Below are 16,715 nucleotides of genomic sequence, written 5' to 3'. Positions count from 1 at the left end.
ATCAGCTATCCGCGTGCAGGACCTTGCCGCGCGTCTCGGGCAGCGCGAAGGCCGCCAGGAAGAAGATCCCGTAGGCGACGGCCGCGAAGATCGCGATGGCGGAGGCCAGGCCAGCGCGCTCCGCGAGGTAGCCGACCAGCGCTGGGAACAGCGCGCCGATGCCGCGCCCGAAATTGTAGCAGAACCCCTGCCCCGAGCCGCGCAGGCGGGTCGGGTACAGTTCGGTCAGGAACGCGCCCATGCCCGAGAAGTAGCCGGAGGCGAAGAAGCCGAGCGGGAAGCCCAGCACCCACAGCACCCCGTTCGAGAGCGGGATCTGTGTGTAGGCGACGATCACCGCGATGGCGCCCAGCGAGAAGATCAGGAAGAGCGGCCGCCGGCCGAGCCGGTCGGCGAGCCACGCGCCCACGAGGTAGCCGGTGAACGAGCCGACGATCAGGGCCGCGAGGTAGCCGGTGGAGGAGACGATCGACAGGTGGCGCTCGGTGGTCAGGAAGCGCGGCACCCAGGTGGTGATCGCGTAGTAGCCGCCCTGGCAGCCCGCCGCTGCCAGCGAGGCGAGCAGCGTCGTCTTGAGGATCGGGCCGGAGAAGATCTCCCAGATCTGCGGCCGGTCGCCCGTGGCGGCGGCCCGGGCGCGGGATTCGGCGGCGACCTCCGGCTCCTTCACGTAGCGGCGCAGGTAGAAGACCAGCAGCGCCGGCAGGGCGCCCACCGCGAACATCCAGCGCCACGCGGTCTCGGGCGGCAGGATCGAGAACAGCACCGCCTGCGACAGGACCGCGAGACCCCAGCCGATTGCCCAGCCGGACTGGACGGAGCCGACGGCGCGGCCGCGATACTCGGCCCGGATCGTCTCGCCGATCAGCACGGCGCCGGCCGCCCACTCGCCGCCGAAGCCGAGGCCCAGGATCGCCCGGGCGACGAGAAGCTGCTCGAAGTTCTGCACGAAGGCGCAGAGCAGGGAGAACAGGGAGAACCAGAGGATCGTGATCTGCAGGGTCAGCACCCGGCCGATCCGGTCGGCGATGAAGCCCGCGAGCCAGCCGCCAACTGCCGAGGCCAGCAGCGTCACCGTGGCTGCGAGCCCGGCCGTGCCGGAATCGACGTGCCACAGGGCCATGATCGTCCCGATCACCAGCGGGTAGATCATGAAGTCCATGCCGTCGAGGCACCATCCGGCGGCGCACGCCCAGAACGTGTGCCGCTCCGGCGGCGTCATCGATCGGTAGAAGGCGGTGAGGCTGGCGTCGCGGATCTCGACCGCGTCCACGCCGGTGCTCCCCTGCCCGGTTGCTGTGCTCATCACCGCCTCCCGCCGTCCGATATCAGTATCAGCGTCCTAGGCTGAGCTGTCCAACGTCGGAGAGGTCCACGCAAGGAAAAGGCCGCCCGCAGGCGGCCTCTCCCCGTCTTTTCGCTTCCCGATCAACGCTCAGTAGCAGCGCTCGACGAGGACCCGGCGGTAGCCGTAGGGGGTCCAGCGCACGCGCGGGACCGTGTAGCAGCCGCCGCCATAGCCGTAATCGCCGGCGTAGCCGTAGCCGACCGGAGCGTAGCCACCGTATCCGTAGCCGTAGCCCGGATAGCCGTAGCCGCCATAGCCGCCGTAGAGGCCGCCGGCCGCGAGACCCAGGCCGACGCCGAGGCCCAATCCGCCGAGGCCGTAGCCGTAACCCCGGCCATAACCGTAGCCGCGTCCACCATAGAAGCCACGACCACCATAGAAACCACCCCCGCGGAAGCCGGCGCCGCGGAAGCCGCCACCGAAGCCGCCACCCCGGAAGCCGCCGAAGCCGCCGCCGTGGAAGCCGCCGCCGTGGAAACCACCCCCGCCGAATCCGCGCGCATCCGCGCTGGCCGGCGCCAGAGCCAGGGCACCCGCTGCGAGCAGGGCCGAGCCGAGCACTGCACCCTTCATCACGTCATCTCCGTGGAAAACCGCCCTCTGAGGCAAGAAACGTTTTAAGGCCGAAAACGGTCCAGTCGCCTCTTGCGGCGCGCCGCCGCTGCCGGCCGCGGCAAGCCCCGGCCTTGCTCCGGGCTCCAAAATCGCCGCTTTCCGAGGCGAGAGGCCCCGGTAACACCCCGCTCCAACCCTCCGAGCAATCCGGAACGAGTGATGACGATGCGCCCGGCTCACGCCCTGTTGATCGCGCTCCTCGCGCTGGCCGCCCCCGCCCGGGCTGGCGGGGCGCCGGCCGGCCCAACGCCTTGCCGCGCCGTCGAGGCGCAGGGCGAGACCTTCACGGTCTGTACGATCGACCTGCGGCGGCAGCGATTGAAGTTGTTCTGGCGCGAACAGGATGGGCGGCCCTACGGCTCGCTCGGCACATTGGCCGAGACGCAGGGCGGGCATCTCAGCTTCGCGATGAATGCCGGCATGTACGACAAGGACCAGGCGCCGGTGGGCCTCTACGTCGAGGACGGGCGCGAGATGAAGCGGGTCTCGACGGCCGATGGCCCGGGCAACTTCCACCTCAAGCCCAACGGCATCTTCTGGGTGAAGGGCGAGCGCGCGGGCGTGCTCGACACGGCCCGCTATCTCCGGGCGAAGATCCGCCCGGACTACGCCACGCAGTCCGGGCCGATGCTGGTGATCGACGGCCAGATTCACCCGAAGATCTCCACCGACGGGCCGAGCCAGAAGATCCGCAACGGCGTGGGCGTCCCGGAGGACGGGCACGTCGCGATCTTCGCCATCTCCGAGCGCCCGGTGACCTTCGGCGCCTTCGCGCGGCTGTTCCGGGACGATCTCGGCTGCCGGAACGCCCTGTTCCTCGACGGCTCCGTGTCGAGCCTCTACGCGCCGAATCTCGGCCGCACCGACATCAGCCGGCCGCTCGGGCCGCTGGTCGGGGCGCTGCCGCGCTGAGGACGGTTCAGAGCTTTGGGGGCGGCAGGGGAAGCCTGCCTCTCGCTCCCGGTCCGCGATCGGGCCGGCTCGAACGGCGGCAAGCTTCGGCACTCACAAGGGTTCTGGATTCCGGGCTCGCCTGCGGCGCCCCGGAATGACTGGGCCGTCGGCCGAGGACGGGCTTTCCGCCGCTGCCCGGACGTCGTGCGCGGCGCCCGCGTTCAGCGCTGCCCGAAGGCCGTGTCCTTGAACAGGTCCTTGTACTCCCGCGGCTGCGAGCGCCAGTACTGCTTGGGGGCCCGCACGCGCGCGCCGAGCTCGGCGGCCGCGTGCCAGGGCCAGCGCGGATCGTACAGCATGGCCCGGGCGAGCGAGATCGCGTCCGCCTTGCCCTCCTGCAGGATCGCCTCCGCTTGGCTGGCCTCCGTGATCAGCCCCACCGCGATGGTGGTGAGTCCGGTCTCGGCCTTGATCCGCTCCGCGTAGGGCACCTGGTAGCCCGGCCCGAGCTTGATCGCCTGCTTGGGCGAGACGCCGCCCGTGGAGACGTGGAGCGCGGGCGAGCCCGCCCGCTTCAGGGCCTGGGCCAGTTCGACGGTCTCGTCGAGATCCCAGCCGTCCTCGACCCAGTCGGTGGCCGAGACGCGCAGCCAGACCGGGCTGCCCGCCGGGACGACGGCGCGCACCGCGTCGTAGACCTCCAGCGGGAAGCGCATCCGGTTCGCGAGGCTGCCGCCATATTCGTCCGTCCGCTTGTTGGCGATCGGCGACAGGAACTGGTGCAGCAGGTAGCCGTGGGCGCCGTGCAGCTCCACCGCCTCGATGCCGAGACGCACGGCACGCTTGGCGGTGGCCACGAACTGGTCGCGGACGCGCTTCAGGTCGGCGGCGTCGAGGGCGTGGGGCGGGACCTCGCCCTCCCCGTGCGCCAAAGCCGAGGGCGCCTCCGTGCGCCAGCCGTAAGCGTGCTCCGGCGGGATCTGCTGGCCGCCGGCCCAGGGAGCCTCGCTGGACGCCTTGCGGCCGGCATGGGCGATCTGGATGCAGACCGGGATCGGCGCGTATTCGCGCACGGCGTCGAGCACGCGGGCCAGCGCCCGCTCGCAGCCGTCGTTGTAGAGGCCGAGATCCCAGGCGGTGATCCGCGCCTCGGGCGAGACCGCGGTCGCCTCCAGGGTGAGCAGGCCGGCGCCCGACATGGCGAGCCCTCCCAGATGCATCATGTGCCAATCGGTGGCCTCGCCATCCCGGGCCGAGTACTGGCACATCGGGGCGATCAGGATGCGGTTCTCGAGGGTAAGGGCATCAAGCGTCAGCGGTTCGAACAGGCGAGCGGTCATCAGCAACTCCCGGTGGTCGATCCACTCTGGCGCAGGATGGGCACGACGGCCAGTGCGGTGCGGCAGAGCACCCCTGCGACCTGGGATTGCGGGAACCTGCGGAGACGGACGGCCGTTTTTCGCCCTGTCGCCGCATCGCGGCAATCGACGCGAACCGCCTGAGGGGGCGAGATCGCCCGAGGTCCAGATGATGCTTACCAGACTCGCCATCCCGGTCGCCCTCGCCGCCGGCTGTGCCGCCCTCGCGGGCGCGGCGCAGGCCCAGCCCGCCGCCTTCGGCGGACCGAAGATGCTGATCCACGGCAATTACTGCGGGCCGGGCAACAATGCCCCGCTGCCGCCGATCGACGCCCTCGACGCGGCCTGCGCCCGCCACGACGCCTGCACGCCCGAGGGTGGCCTGCCCACGCAGGCCTGCAATCTCCGCCTCCAGCGGGAGGCTACCCTGATCTCCCGCGATCCGCGCCAGCCCCAGGAACTGCGCTCGATGGCCGGCCTCGTCGCGGCCACCGCGACCCTGATCCCGTCCGAGCCGGCCCCGCGGAGCATGCCGGCCTCGGTTACGACCAGTCCGGCGCCGGACGCCTTCGCGCCGGCCCCGGGAAGACCGGCCCCCGGGGCGCTGGACGAGGACGACGACGCGGCGGACGCCGACTGACGCAGCCTGATGACGGCGCGGCCAGACCCGCCGCGCCGTCCTGCCCGTCGTGCGCTGACGCTCAGACGGCGCCGATGCCCCTGCCCTTCAGGCTCTCGCCGATCTCGTCGAGGGCGGCTGCGTCGTCGATCGTCGCCGGCATCGTCCAAGGCTCGTCGTCGGCGATCCGCTTCATGGTGGCCCGCAGGATCTTGCCCGAGCGGGTCTTGGGCAGCCGCGGTACGGTCAGCGCCAGCTTGAAGGCCGCCACCGGGCCGATCTCGTCGCGCACCTTGGCGACGAGTTCCCGCTCGATCGCCTCGGTCGGCCGCGCGACGCCGGCCTTGAGCACCACGAACCCGCAGGGCACCTCGCCCTTCAGCGCGTCGCGGATGCCGATGACCGCGCATTCCGCCACGTCGGGATGGCCGGCGAGAACCGCCTCCATGCCGCCCGTGGACAGGCGGTGGCCCGCGACGTTGATGATGTCGTCGGTCCGGCCCAGGACCGTGATGTAGCCGTCCGCGTCGATCACCCCGGCATCCGAGGTGTCGTAATAGCCCGGAAAGGTGGCGAGGTAGCTTGACCGCATCCGTTCGTCCGAGCCCCACAGGGTCGGCAGGCAGCCCGGGGGCAGCGGCAGGCGGATCGCGATCGTGCCCATCGTGCCGGCCGGGACGGGCTTGCCGCCCTCGTCCAGCACCGCGACCCGGTAGCCCGGCATCGGCACGCAGGTGCTGCCGTGCTTCACCGGCAGGAGGCCGAGCCCCAGCGGGTTGCCGGCGATCGGCCATCCGGTCTCGGTCTGCCACCAATGGTCAATGACCGGCCGGTTCAGCACCCGCTCGGCCCAGGCGACCGAGTCGGGGTCGGCGCGCTCGCCGGCCAGGAACAGGCTGCGGAACGCCGAGAGGTCGTAGGCGCCGATCCGGGCGCCCGCGGAATCCTCCTTCTTGATGGCGCGGAGCGCCGTCGGCGCCGTGAACAGGCAGGTCACGCCGTACTCGGCGGCGACCCGCCAGAAGGCGCCGGCATCGGGCGTGCCCACCGGCTTGCCCTCGTAGAGCACCGTCGTGCAGCCGTGCAGCAGCGGCGCGTAGACGATGTAGGAATGGCCCACCACCCAGCCGATGTCGGAGGCGCAGAAATACGTCTCGCCGGGCTGGACGCCGTAGAGATTCGGCATCGACCAGGCGAGGGCGACGAGGTAGCCGCCGGTGTCGCGGACAACGCCCTTCGGCTTCCCCGTCGTGCCGGAGGTGTAGAGGATGTAGAGCGGGTCGGTGGCGGCGACCGGCACGCAGGCCGCCCTCTGCCCCGCGTCTCGGGCGGCCGAGACGGTCTCGGCCCAGTCGCGGTCGCGCTCCGGCGTCAGGGCGGCCGCGCATTGTGGCCTCTGGAGGATCAGGCAGGCCTCCGGCTTGTGGCGCGAGGCCGCGATCGCCGCGTCGAGGAGGGGCTTGTAGGCGACCACCCGGTTCGGCTCGATGCCGCAGGAGGCGGCGAGCACCACCTTCGGCGCCGCATCCTCGATCCGCACCGCCAGCTCGTTGGCGGCGAAGCCGCCGAACACCACCGAATGGACCGCGCCGAGCCGGGCGCAGGCCAGCATGCCGAACAGCGCCTCGGGCACCATCGGCATGTAGAGGATCACCCGGTCCCCCCGCCCGACGCCGAGCCCGGCCAGCACGGCGGCCAGCACCGCCACCTCGTCGCGCAGCGCCCGGTACGTGATGCTGCACTTGGTGCCGGTGACGGGGGAATCGTAGCGGATCGCCACCTGCTCCGCCCGTGCCCCCGCGGCGTGACGATCGACCGCGTTATGGCAGGCGTTCAGCGTGCCGTCCGGGAACCAGCGGCCGTAAGGGCCCGAATCCGGTGCGAAGGCCCGCTCCGGCGCGCGCACCCAGTCAAGCGCCCGGGCCGCGCCGAGCCAGAACGCCTCCGGATTGCGGCGGGCCGATTCGTAGATCTCCGGGTAGCGGCCCGGCAGGCTGGCGTTGGTCATCGCTTCGGCGTTTCCTCGCGGGCCGCTCTCCGGCGGCCGGCACAGAGTAGCCCATTCTCGCGCGCGGGGAGATAGAGCCTCGCCCCCGCGCGGCGGCGTGCGCGCCACAAGAAAGCCGCCGCACCGGGAGGTCCGATGCGGCGGCTTCTGTCATACGGGGTGTGCTATCGCGGGTGAGGTGTCAGGCCTCAGTGCCAGGCCTCAGTGCAACGTGTCGTTGCCCGCCTGGAGCCTGTTGATCTCGTCCTTGAGAAGGAGTTTCCGTCGCTTCAGCTCGGCGATGTGGAGGTCGTTCGCCGAAGGCCTGTGGGTCGCTTCCTGAATCTCGCGCTCGAGGGCTTCGTGCTTCCGGGCGAGTTGGTTCAGATGCGTCTGCAGCGACATGAGCCGAATCTCCTGTCATCGTTTCGACACGTCGAGATTGGCACAGGATGCCGGACCTGTCGAAGCGTTTTCTGCTGCTAAGTCTCACGAATGCTTACCGCGCCGTCTTGTCCGGCGCCCGGGCGTGACGCATGCTCCCGAGCCATGAACGAACTTCGGGTCCGCGGGTGACAATGGCGGAAGAGTCGGGTGAGAGTGCGCAGTCGGATCTCCTGGGCGAGCTGGCCCGGCTGCGCGAGGAGCACCGGGACCTCGACAGCGCCATCGAGGCGCTGGAGCTCAGCGTCGCCGGGGACCAGCTCCAGATCCAGCGGCTGAAGAAGCGCAAGCTCACGCTGCGCGACCGCATCTTCCACATCGAGGACGCGCTGACGCCGGACATCATCGCCTGATGCCGGTGGACGCCGCCGCGCCCCGCCTTGCCGCGGGCCTGCGCCGCCTGTAAGCGCCCTCTTTTGCCGGGATCAACGATGGTGTCGCCTCCGGTCGCGATCATCATGGGCAGCCAGTCCGACTGGGCGACCATGCGGCATGCCGCCGAGACGCTCGACGCGCTCGGCGTGCCCTACGACGCGCGGATCGTGTCGGCCCACCGCACGCCCGACCGCCTCGTGGCCTTCGCCAAGGGCGCGGTCGCGGCCGGTTTCAAGGTCGTGATCGCCGGCGCTGGCGGCGCCGCGCACCTGCCCGGCATGGCGGCGGCGATGACCCGGCTCCCGGTCTTCGGCGTGCCGGTGGAATCCAAGGCCTTGTCCGGCCAGGACAGCCTGCTCTCCATCGTCCAGATGCCCGCCGGCATCCCGGTGGGGACCCTGGCGATCGGGCGGGCCGGGGCCATCAACGCGGCCCTGCTCGCCGCGTCCGTCCTGGCGCTCTCCGACCCGCAGCTGGCGGAGCGACTCGACACGTGGCGCGCGGCCCAGACCGCCTCGGTGGCCGAGCGGCCGGTGACGGAAGAGAACGCGTGACGGACAAGACCCTCGGCCCCGGCTCCACCCTCGGCATCGTCGGCGGAGGCCAGCTCGGGCGCATGATCGCGCTGGCCGCGGCCAATTACGGCCTCAAGGTCCACATCTACGCCCCCGACCAGGACAGCCCCGCCTTCGATGTGGCCGCCCGCACCACCTGCGCGGCCTACGACGATGCCGAGGCGCTGGCCGCTTTCGCGCGCAGCGTCGACGTCGTCACCTACGAGTTCGAGAACATCCCGCACGCCACCGCCGACATCCTGGCCCGGCACGCCGCCCTGCATCCGAACGCGCGGGCGCTCTCGACCACGCAGGACCGCCTGTCCGAGAAGGAATTCATCAACGGTCTCGGCATCCCGACGGCGCCGTTCCGGGCGGTCGACACGCCCGACGACCTCGACCGCGCGATCGAGGTGATCGGCCTGCCGGCGGTGCTCAAGACCCGCCGCTTCGGCTACGACGGCAAGGGGCAGCGCATGCTGCGCGAGCGGGCCGAAGGCGACCGCAACGCCCTGTTCGCCGAGTTCGGCGGCGCGCCGCTGATCCTGGAAGGGTTCGTGCCGTTCGAGCGCGAGGTCTCGGTGGTCGGCGCCCGCGCCCGCGACGGCAGCTTCGCGGCCTTCGACCTGTGCGAGAACGAGCATCGCGATCACATCCTCGCGTTGACCCGGGTCCCGGCTCCCGGCGTGTCGCCCGAGACGCGCCGCGCCGCCCTGGACATCGCCAGGCGAATCGCCGACGCGCTGGACTATGTCGGCGTGCTCGCCGTGGAGATGTTCCTGGTGCGGGAGGATGGTGCCGAGCGCCTCGTGGTCAACGAGATCGCGCCGCGGGTCCACAATTCCGGGCACTGGACCATCGAGGGGGCGCGGACCTCGCAATTCGCCCAGCATGTCCGCGCCGTCTGCGGCTGGCCGCTCGGCGATTCCGCCCGGGTAGGCGGCCTGCCGGTGGAGATGCGCAACCTCATCGGCGCCCAGGCCGACGACTGGCACGCGCTGTTGGCCGAGCCCGGCGCGCATCTGCACCTCTACGGCAAGGGCGAGGCGCGCCCGGGCCGGAAGATGGGGCACGTCACCCGTCTCGGATCCGACCCGGCCGAAGCCTGAGGCTTCGGGGGCACACCCGCGCCGCCGCGTGCCGCGCGGAGGCCCCGACGCAGCGCCGGGGCAGCGTCGAGCCATACCTTCGCCACATCCCGCCGCTTCCACCAAGTCGTGGTCGGTGCCGAATGCTGTCGATCGATTCACCCGTGCCGCCTTTATCCTGTTGGGACAGGTGACGGGCCGGGTGACGAGGCGGCGCTTTCTTAAGCCGGCCTTCACCGTGATGCGCGACGGTGCCCCGGATCGGGTGTGCCCGGCGCGCGGCGCGGGCGCTTGGACGTGAGGGGCGAGGCGGGCACGCGGGATGCGGGCCGCGCCTCGGGGAGAGTGGGGCGATGATCGTACGCAACGGGCTGGTTCGGACGACGGCACTGATCGGCGCGGCCATAATCTCGGCCGCGGGCCTTGCGGGCTGCGAGACCGTCGGGAGCGCGGCCGGCCCGCGGCAATACGCCGTGCTGGAGACCGACACGACGGGTGCCACGAACGTGAACATCGCCTCGCTGACCGAGGTCGTGCAGCGCAACCCGAACGATGCGGCGGCCTACAACACCCGCGGTGCCGCCTACGCCCGTGCCGGCCAGTTCAGCGATGCCATCGCGGACTTCACCAAGGCGATCCAGATCGATCCGAACTCGGCCTCGGCTTACAACAACCGGGCGCTCGCCAGCCGCCAGATCGGACGCGACGGCCCGGCGCTGCAGGATTTCACCAAGGCGATCGGCATCGATCCGAATTACGGCCCCGCCTATATCGGCCGGGCCAATGTCGAGCGCGCCCAGGGCAACCTCGATCAGGCGCTCAATGACCTCAACGTCGCGATCCGGCTGATGCCCGAATCGGCCGAGGCCTACCATGCCCGCGGCCTCGTGCGGCAGAAGCAGGGTCAGGACACCCAGGCGATCGCCGATTTCGACGCCGCCATCGACCGCGACCCCTTCAAGTCGGCGCCCTACGCCGCCCGCGGCCAGAGCCTGATCGCCACGAACCAGTACCCGAAGGCGATCGAGGACTACAACGCGGCGCTCAACGTCAACAACAAGGACGCCACCTCCTGGGCCTATCGCGGCCTGGCCTACGAGAAGTCGGGCCAGCGCAAGGAGGCGATGGAGAACTACCAGCGCGCCTCGACGATCGACCCGAACAATTCCGTCGCCCGCGCCGGCCTCGGCCGGGTGCAGGGCGGGGTCGGCTCGCTGTTCAACTGATCGCGGCTACCCCAACCACGCCCTCATCCTGAGGTGCCCGCGTCAGCGGGCAACGAAGGAGGGCTTCGGGGATCGCGCGGCCGGCTGGAGGCCTCCTACGAGGCCTCCGCTGCGCTCCGGCACCCCAGCATGAGGGGACGGTCGGATGCACATCCCTCAGGCCGCCAGCAGCCCGTTCTCGTTCTGCGTGATCTGGCGCAGGTGGTGGGCGGTGTCGCCGAGCTGGTACTCGATCATGGCGAGCCGCTTGAAATGGTGGGCGCCGATATACTCCAGAGTCATGCCGATGCCGCCGTGGAGCTGGACTGCCTCCTGGCCGACATAGCGGCAGGCCTTGTTGATCTGCACCTTCACGGCCGACAGGGCCGCGGCCCGCGCCTTGGCATCCGGCGTGTCCACCATCATGGCGGCGTAGAGCGCCATCGAGCGGGCCTGCTCCAGCTGAATGAGCATGTCCACGGCCCGATGCTGCAGGGCCTGGAAGGAGCCGACACTGACGCCGAACTGCTTGCGGGTCTTGAGGTACTCGACCGTGAGCTTGTGGAGGGCGTCCATGGAGCCGACCGCCTCGGCGGCGAGCGCCGCGATCCCGTGCTCCACCACCCGCTTGAGGAGCGGCAGGCCGCCTTCGGGATCGCCCAGGGCTGAGTCGGCGGTGATCTGCACCTCCGAGAAGGACACTTCCGCGGCCCGGCCGCCATCCTGGGTCGGATAGGCTTCGATGGCGACGCCCGCGGCGTCGGTCGGGACTAGGAACAGGCCGATCCCGTGCGGATCGCGCCGCTCACCCGAGACCCGGGCGGAGACCACCATCAGGCCGGCCGCGTCGGCGTTGGGCACGACGCTCTTGGCGCCGCTCAGCACGAAGCCGTCGCCGCTGCGACGGGCCGTGGTGGCCACGTCGGCGAGGTCGTAGCGGGACTGGCGCTCGGTGTGGGCGAGGGTCAGGCGCAGGCCGCCGGCGACGAGGTCCGGGACGAGGCGTTCCTTCTGCGCCGCGCTGCCGCCGAGCCGCAGGGCAGTCGAGCCGAGGACGAGGCTTGCCAGCAGCGGCTCGACCACGAGGTTGCGGCCGACCGCTTCCATGACCAGCAGAGTCTCAACCGGGCCGCCGCCGAACCCGCCTTCCTCTTCCGAGAACGGCAGTCCGGTGACGCCGAGTTCGGAAAAAGCCGCCCAGCCCTCCGCGGGGAAGCCCAGCGGCGCCTTCAGCCGCGCCTGGCGGCTCTCCAGCGACGGGTAGAGGTCGGCGGCGAGCCGCTCGACCGAGTCGCGCAGGAGCGACTGGTCCTCGTTCAGGTCGAAATCCATGGTGGTGTTCCCCTGGCCCCTCTCCTCCCCCTTGCGGGGAGGAGGCGGAGGTGGGGGTGGTGCAGGAGGCACCGTGGCACTCAATCCTGAGCCACCCCCACCCCTGACCCCTCTCCCCGCAAGGGGGAGGGGAAATCGCTCACAACCCCAGAATGCCCTTGGCGATGACGTTGTGCTGGATCTCGTTCGAGCCGCCGTAGATCGAGACCTTGCGGTTGTTGAAGTAGCTCGGCGCCGCCGCGTCGACCCAGTCGAAGCCGCCCGGCAGGTTGTTGGCGCCTGCCCCACGCGCCGGAGCCGCGAGGGCGAAGGGCCCGGCGAGTTCCACCAGCAGCTCGGTCGCGGCCTGCTGGAGCTGCGAGCCGCGGATCTTGAGGAGCGACGAGGCGGGATCGGGCTCCACCGAATCTGCCCGGCCCTGCTTGGCCGCCACCCGCATCTGGGTGATCTCCAGCGCCTTCAGCTCGATCTCCACCTCCGCGACGCGGGTCCGGAAGGCGGGATCATCCCACATGGTGCCCGACCCGGCCGGCATCTCCCGGGCGAGACGCTTGATCCGGGCGATCCGCTCCTTGGTGAGACCGATCCGGGCAATGCCGGTCCGCTCGTTGGCGAGCAGGAATTTCGCGTAGTCCCAACCCCGGTTCTCCTCGCCGACAAGGTTCTCGACCGGCACGCGGACGGAATCGAAGAAGACCTCGTTGACCTCGTGCCGGCCCTCCAGCGTGAGGATCGGGCGCACGGTGATGCCGGGCGTCTTCATGTCGATCAGCAGGAAGGAGATGCCGCGCTGCTTCTTGGCCTCGAAGTCGGTGCGGACCAGGCAGAAGATCCAGTCGGCGTGCTGGCCGAGGGTCGTCCAGGTCTTCTGACCGTCGACGATATAGTGGTCGCCGTCGCGCAAAGCCTTGGTCTTGAGCGAGGCGAGGTCGGAGCCGGCGCCGGGCTCCGAGAAGCCCTGGCACCACCAATCGTCGAGATTGGCCGCGCGGGGGAGGAAGCGTTCCTTCTGGTCCTGCCGGCCGAAGGTCGCCAGCACCGGGCCGAACATGTAGCAGTTGAACTGCTGCGGCAGCGGCACCGCCGCCTGGAACAGCTCCTCGGTGTAGATGTAGCGCTGGATCGGGGTCCAATCCCGGCCGCCCCATTCCTGCGGCCAATGCGGCACCGCCCAGCCCTTGGCGTTGAGGATCCGCTGGCTCGTGACGTAATCGTCCTTGGTGAGGCTGCGCCCCTCCGAGACCTTGCGGCGGATCTCGGCGGGGATCTCCGTCCGGCAGAAGCTGCGGACCTCGTCGCGGAACGCGATTTCTTCGGATGTGAAGCGGAGATCCATCGTCAGCCTCCGATCTCGAACAGGCCGGCGCAGCCCTGGCCGCCGGCGACGCACATGGTGACCACGGCGTAGCGCGCCCCGCGGCGGCGGCCCTCCAGCAGGGCGTGGCCGACGAGCCGCGCCCCCGACATGCCGAACGGATGGCCGACCGCGATGGCGCCGCCGTTGACGTTGACCCTCGAAGGGTCGATCCCGAGCTTGTCGCGGCAGTAGACCGACTGGGACGCGAAGGCCTCGTTCAGCTCCCACAGGTCGATGTCGGCGACGCTGAGGCCTTGCCGCTCCAGCAGCCGCGGCACCGCGAAGACCGGGCCGATGCCCATCTCGTCCGGTCCGCAGCCCGCCGAGGCGAAGCCCCGGAAGGTGCCGAGCGGCGTGAGGCCGCGCCGCGCCGCCTCCTCGGCCGACATCAGCACGCTGGCCGAGGCCCCGTCCGAGAGCTGGCTGGCATTGCCCGCCGTGATGAAGGCGCCCTCCCCGCGCACGGGCTTGAGCTTGGCGAGGCCCTCCAAATTCGTGTCCGGCCGGTTGCCCTCGTCCTTGGCGAGCCGGGTCTCGACCTCCCGGGTCTCGCCGGTTGCCTTGTCGGTCACCGCCATGACGGCGCTCATCGGGACGATCTCGTCGTCGAACAGCCCGCGCGCCTGCGCGTCGGCCGTGCGGCGCTGGCTCTCCAGGGCGAATTGGTCCTGCGCCTCCCGGGAGATGCCGTAGCGCTCCGCCACGATATCGGCGGTCTCGATCATCGGCATGTAGATCGCCGGCAGGTGCGCCTCCAGCCACGCGTTGCGGGTCAGCTCCCGCTGGACCTTCGGCTGGACGAGGCTGATCGACTCGACGCCGCCGGCCACCGCCACCGGCACGCCGTCGAGGATGATCCGCCGCGCCGCGCTGGCGATCGCCTCCAGGCCCGAGGCGCAGAAGCGCGAGACGGTGACGCCGGCCGACTCGACCGGGATCCCCGCCACCAGGGCCGCGTGACGGGCGACGTTGCCGCCCGTGGCGTTCTCCGGATAGCCGCAGCCGAGCACCACCTCCTCGACGGCCTCCGGCTCCAGTCGCGCCCGGTCCAGGGCGCCGCGGATCGCGTGGGCCGCCAGGTCGGCGCCGCGGGTGAGGTTCAGGGCGCCGCGATGCGCCTTGCCGATGGGGGTGCGGGCGGTCGAGACGATCACCGCGTCGGTCATGATCTTCCTCCCGCTCAGGCGTTCTTCAGGCCGGCGAAGCTGCCGCCCGCGTCCGCGAGCTTCTTGAGGAGCGGCGCCGGCTCCTGGCTGTCGTCGCCGGTCTCGGCCGCGAAGCGCGACAGCGCCTCCGCGATCGTCTTCAGCCCGACCGTGTCGGCCCAGTGCATCGGGCCGCCGCGCCAGGCCGGCCAGTTGTAGCCGTTGATCCAGATCGTATCGATGTCGCCCGGCCGGGCCGCGACGCCCTCCTCCAGGATCCGCGCGCCCTCGTTGACCATCGGGTACATCAGCCGGGCGACGATCTCGTCGGGCGTGAAGCTGCGGCGGGCGACGCCGTGCTCGGCGGCGACGCGCGCGATCAGCGCCTCCACCTCCGGGTCGCGCGTGCCGGTGCGGGCGCCGTCCGGGTAGAGGTAGAAGCCGCGCCCGGTCTTCTGGCCGAACCGGCCCTGCTCGGCGAGCGAATCCGCGACCGGGGCCCGGCCGCCGAAATCCTTGCGCGAGCGCCAGCCGATATCGAGGCCGGCGAGGTCGCCCATGGCGAAGGGCCCCATCCGGAAGCCGAAACCGGTCACCGCCGCGTCGACCTCGTGGGGCAGCGCGCCCTCGAGCAGCAGGCGCTCGCCGGCCCGGCTGCGGCGCTCCAGCATGCGGTTGCCCACGAAGCCGAAGCAGACCCCCACCGTCACCGGCAGCTTGTTGAGGCGCTTGCCGAGATCGAGGGCGGTGGCGAGCACGTCTGGGGCGGTCTTCTCGGCGCGGACCACTTCGACGAGGCGCATGACGTTGGCCGGGCTGAAGAAGTGCAGGCCGAGCACGTCCTGCGGCCGGTTCGTGACCGCCGCGATGGCGTTCACATCGAGGTAGGAGGTGTTGGTGGCCAGGATCGCGCCGGGCTTGGCGATGGAATCGAGCTTCGAGAAGATCTCGCGCTTGACACCCATATCCTCGAAGGCCGCCTCGATGACGATGTCGGCCTCCCGGGCGTTCTCCAGCCCGAGCGCGCCGGTGATCCGGCCGATCCGCTCGTCGCGCTGGGCCTCGGTGATCGAGCCGCGCTTGGCCGAGCCGGCATAGAGGCCCTTCACCCGGTCGAGACCGCGCGCCAGGGCGCTCGCCTCCGTCTCGATCACCGTCACCGGGATGCCGGCATTGGCGAAGCACATCGCGATGCCCCCGCCCATCGTGCCCGCGCCGATCACCGCGGCCGTGCGGATCGGGCGGCGGGGCGTGTCCTTCGGCAGGCCGGGCACCCGGGCGGCCTCGCGCTCGGCGAAGAAGGCGTAGCGCAGGGCCTTGGAGCGCGGATCCTCCACCAGGGCGCGAAACTCGGCCCGCTCCACCGCCACCGCGGCGTCGAAATCCTGCTCCAGGCCGGCGCGCACGGCCCGCACCAGGGCATGGACGTTGGTGGCGTCGGGGTCGCGCTTCACCGCCTCGGCGGCCTGCGCCTCGAAGGTTTCGCGCGCCGCCGGCGTCAGCTTCTCAGACCGGTCGCGCACCCGCGGCAGAGCGCCGGAATCGGCGAGCTCCAGCGCCCGCCTGCGGGCCACCGCCACGAGGTCGCCCGGCACCACGGCATCGACGATCCCGAGCGCCGCCGCCTTCTCGGCGGAGACGGGCTCGCCGGTGAGCATCATCGGGAAGGCGGCGTCGGGCCCGATCAAGCGCGGCAGGCGCTGCGTGCCCCCCGCTCCCGGGATGATCCCGAGCTTGATCTCCGGCAGGCCGATCTTGGCGGACGGTGCCGCCACGCGGCCGTGGCAGGCCATGGCCAGTTCCAGCCCGCCGCCGAGCGCCGCGCCGCCGATGGCCGCAACCACCGGCTTCGGGCTGGCATCGAGGCGGTCCAAGAGGTCCGGCAGGCTCGGCGGCTGCTGCGGCTTGCCGAACTCGGTGATGTCGGCGCCGCCCACGAACACCTTGCCTTCGGCCGCCAAGACGATTGCCCGGACCGACGCGTCCGCGACGGCCTGCGCCAAGGCCCCGTCGAGCGCTGCCCGCATCGCTGCGCCGAGCGCGTTGACCGGCGGATTGGCGAGCGTGAGCACCGCCACGCCACCATCGACCTCCTGACGAACCACCCCAGACTCCGTGTTGTTCTGCATCGCAGAATGACTGTCTGCAATTGACTAGGATGTTGGTTAGATGAACCGGTTACGTCAAGGCAAACGGCTTGATGGTTGGCGCAGCCCTGTTCCTGTTCTGCATTGCAGACTTCTGTAACAGCGAGCGTTTGACCGGCCTCTGCCGCCCGTGTCATCAAAACCGCGCCCGGCGCGATCGGCCACCAGTGTCGCGGATGCGGTGCCGAGGGGAACCGGGGCCGGGGAAGGGGAGGAGCACGATGCGCAGCATCGATTTGAGCGAGCG

Annotated in this window: 15 protein-coding genes; 6 read left to right on the top strand and 9 right to left on the bottom strand. The window is 71.0% G+C overall.

What is annotated here, in order from left to right; all coding sequences use genetic code 11:
• Position 1 precedes the first annotated feature (1 nt).
• Both ABIE45_RS17405 and ABIE45_RS17400 read right to left on the bottom strand, forming a co-directional pair.
• Positions 2-1,306, bottom strand: coding sequence for an MFS transporter (locus ABIE45_RS17405; protein WP_192710021.1), 1,305 nt, complete (start codon positions 1,304-1,306; stop codon positions 2-4).
• Positions 1,307-1,435: 129 nt separating this feature from the next.
• Positions 1,436-1,921: a hypothetical protein gene (locus ABIE45_RS17400; protein WP_192710102.1), complete on the bottom strand. Its 486-nt coding sequence runs from the start codon at positions 1,919-1,921 to the stop codon at positions 1,436-1,438.
• A 201-nt stretch (positions 1,922-2,122) separates the two neighbouring features.
• Here ABIE45_RS17400 and ABIE45_RS17395 point away from each other — a divergent pair, with 201 nt between their 5' ends.
• Complete coding sequence (locus ABIE45_RS17395; RefSeq protein ID WP_192710020.1) at positions 2,123-2,875, top strand: phosphodiester glycosidase family protein; 753 nt, start codon at positions 2,123-2,125, stop codon at positions 2,873-2,875.
• A gap of 203 nt (positions 2,876-3,078) precedes the next feature.
• Here the strand turns inward: ABIE45_RS17395 and ABIE45_RS17390 are convergent, their stop codons facing one another.
• The gene (locus ABIE45_RS17390) at positions 3,079-4,197 is read right to left on the bottom strand and encodes an NADH:flavin oxidoreductase/NADH oxidase (protein WP_192710019.1); all 1,119 of its coding nucleotides are present in this window, start codon (positions 4,195-4,197) and stop codon (positions 3,079-3,081) included.
• A 187-nt stretch (positions 4,198-4,384) separates the two neighbouring features.
• Here ABIE45_RS17390 and ABIE45_RS17385 point away from each other — a divergent pair, with 187 nt between their 5' ends.
• Positions 4,385-4,855 (top strand): hypothetical protein, encoded by a 471-nt coding sequence (locus ABIE45_RS17385; protein ID WP_192710018.1) that lies wholly within the window; start codon positions 4,385-4,387, stop codon positions 4,853-4,855.
• A 61-nt stretch (positions 4,856-4,916) separates the two neighbouring features.
• Here ABIE45_RS17385 and ABIE45_RS17380 read toward each other — a convergent pair whose 3' ends face one another.
• Together ABIE45_RS17380 and ABIE45_RS17375 are read right to left on the bottom strand one after the other, a co-directional pair.
• Positions 4,917-6,842 (bottom strand): propionyl-CoA synthetase, encoded by a 1,926-nt coding sequence (locus tag ABIE45_RS17380; RefSeq protein WP_192710017.1) that lies wholly within the window; start codon positions 6,840-6,842, stop codon positions 4,917-4,919.
• A gap of 201 nt (positions 6,843-7,043) precedes the next feature.
• Positions 7,044-7,226, bottom strand: coding sequence for a YdcH family protein (locus ABIE45_RS17375; RefSeq protein WP_192710016.1), 183 nt, complete (start codon positions 7,224-7,226; stop codon positions 7,044-7,046).
• Positions 7,227-7,399: 173 nt separating this feature from the next.
• Between ABIE45_RS17375 and ABIE45_RS17370 the strand changes: the two genes are divergently transcribed.
• The 4 genes from ABIE45_RS17370 (at position 7,400) to ABIE45_RS17355 (ending at position 10,508) form a co-directional block, all read left to right on the top strand.
• Positions 7,400-7,618, top strand: a complete 219-nt coding sequence (locus ABIE45_RS17370) for a YdcH family protein (RefSeq protein ID WP_238197202.1) — start codon at positions 7,400-7,402, stop codon at positions 7,616-7,618.
• Between the two features lie 78 nt (positions 7,619-7,696).
• On the top strand, positions 7,697-8,194 hold the full coding sequence (purE, locus tag ABIE45_RS17365) for a 5-(carboxyamino)imidazole ribonucleotide mutase (protein ID WP_192710014.1): 498 nt from the start codon (positions 7,697-7,699) through the stop codon (positions 8,192-8,194).
• Positions 8,191-9,303, top strand: a complete 1,113-nt coding sequence (locus tag ABIE45_RS17360) for a 5-(carboxyamino)imidazole ribonucleotide synthase (RefSeq protein WP_192710013.1) — start codon at positions 8,191-8,193, stop codon at positions 9,301-9,303. The genes purE and ABIE45_RS17360 overlap by 4 nt, the downstream gene beginning before the upstream one ends.
• Positions 9,304-9,635: 332 nt before the next feature.
• On the top strand, positions 9,636-10,508 hold the full coding sequence (locus tag ABIE45_RS17355; RefSeq protein WP_192710012.1) for a tetratricopeptide repeat protein: 873 nt from the start codon (positions 9,636-9,638) through the stop codon (positions 10,506-10,508).
• Between the two features lie 156 nt (positions 10,509-10,664).
• On the opposite strand, the gene ABIE45_RS17350 is transcribed toward ABIE45_RS17355, so the two are convergent.
• The 4 genes from ABIE45_RS17350 to ABIE45_RS17335 all read right to left on the bottom strand — a co-directional run bounded on the left by ABIE45_RS17350 (position 10,665) and on the right by ABIE45_RS17335 (position 16,450).
• A complete protein-coding gene (locus tag ABIE45_RS17350; protein ID WP_192710011.1) occupies positions 10,665-11,819 on the bottom strand; it encodes an acyl-CoA dehydrogenase in 1,155 nt (384 codons plus the stop codon).
• A gap of 139 nt (positions 11,820-11,958) precedes the next feature.
• On the bottom strand, positions 11,959-13,155 hold the full coding sequence (locus ABIE45_RS17345) for an acyl-CoA dehydrogenase family protein (RefSeq protein ID WP_192710010.1): 1,197 nt from the start codon (positions 13,153-13,155) through the stop codon (positions 11,959-11,961).
• 2 nt (positions 13,156-13,157) lie between these two features.
• On the bottom strand, positions 13,158-14,342 hold the full coding sequence (locus ABIE45_RS17340) for an acetyl-CoA C-acyltransferase (RefSeq protein WP_192710009.1): 1,185 nt from the start codon (positions 14,340-14,342) through the stop codon (positions 13,158-13,160).
• A gap of 14 nt (positions 14,343-14,356) precedes the next feature.
• The gene (locus tag ABIE45_RS17335; protein WP_209578404.1) at positions 14,357-16,450 is read right to left on the bottom strand and encodes a 3-hydroxyacyl-CoA dehydrogenase NAD-binding domain-containing protein; all 2,094 of its coding nucleotides are present in this window, start codon (positions 16,448-16,450) and stop codon (positions 14,357-14,359) included.
• Positions 16,451-16,715 lie beyond the last annotated feature (265 nt).

The sequence above is a fragment of the Methylobacterium sp. OAE515 genome, assembly GCF_041806315.1.
Lineage (GTDB): Bacteria > Pseudomonadota > Alphaproteobacteria > Rhizobiales > Beijerinckiaceae > Methylobacterium > Methylobacterium tardum.
Note: the sequence above shows the minus strand (reverse complement) of the source record. Positions and strands in the feature narration are given on the sequence as shown.

Bases quoted from the DNA above. Each gene is read 5' to 3' on its own strand.
- ABIE45_RS17375 (WP_192710016.1), bottom strand. From the start codon at position 7,226: ATGTCGCTGCAGACGCATCTGAACCAACTCGCCCGGAAGCACGAAGCC.
- ABIE45_RS17355 (WP_192710012.1), top strand. From the start codon at position 9,636: ATGATCGTACGCAACGGGCTGGTTCGGACGACGGCACTGATCGGCGCG.
- ABIE45_RS17335 (WP_209578404.1), bottom strand. From the start codon at position 16,450: ATGCAGAACAACACGGAGTCTGGGGTGGTTCGTCAGGAGGTCGATGGT.
- ABIE45_RS17405 (WP_192710021.1), bottom strand. From the start codon at position 1,306: ATGAGCACAGCAACCGGGCAGGGGAGCACCGGCGTGGACGCGGTCGAG.
- ABIE45_RS17380 (WP_192710017.1), bottom strand. From the start codon at position 6,842: ATGACCAACGCCAGCCTGCCGGGCCGCTACCCGGAGATCTACGAATCG.
- ABIE45_RS17385 (WP_192710018.1), top strand. From the start codon at position 4,385: ATGATGCTTACCAGACTCGCCATCCCGGTCGCCCTCGCCGCCGGCTGT.
- purE (WP_192710014.1), top strand. From the start codon at position 7,697: ATGGTGTCGCCTCCGGTCGCGATCATCATGGGCAGCCAGTCCGACTGG.
- ABIE45_RS17350 (WP_192710011.1), bottom strand. From the start codon at position 11,819: ATGGATTTCGACCTGAACGAGGACCAGTCGCTCCTGCGCGACTCGGTC.
- ABIE45_RS17370 (WP_238197202.1), top strand. From the start codon at position 7,400: ATGGCGGAAGAGTCGGGTGAGAGTGCGCAGTCGGATCTCCTGGGCGAG.
- ABIE45_RS17340 (WP_192710009.1), bottom strand. From the start codon at position 14,342: ATGACCGACGCGGTGATCGTCTCGACCGCCCGCACCCCCATCGGCAAG.
- ABIE45_RS17400 (WP_192710102.1), bottom strand. From the start codon at position 1,921: ATGAAGGGTGCAGTGCTCGGCTCGGCCCTGCTCGCAGCGGGTGCCCTG.
- ABIE45_RS17345 (WP_192710010.1), bottom strand. From the start codon at position 13,155: ATGGATCTCCGCTTCACATCCGAAGAAATCGCGTTCCGCGACGAGGTC.
- ABIE45_RS17395 (WP_192710020.1), top strand. From the start codon at position 2,123: ATGACGATGCGCCCGGCTCACGCCCTGTTGATCGCGCTCCTCGCGCTG.
- ABIE45_RS17390 (WP_192710019.1), bottom strand. From the start codon at position 4,197: ATGACCGCTCGCCTGTTCGAACCGCTGACGCTTGATGCCCTTACCCTC.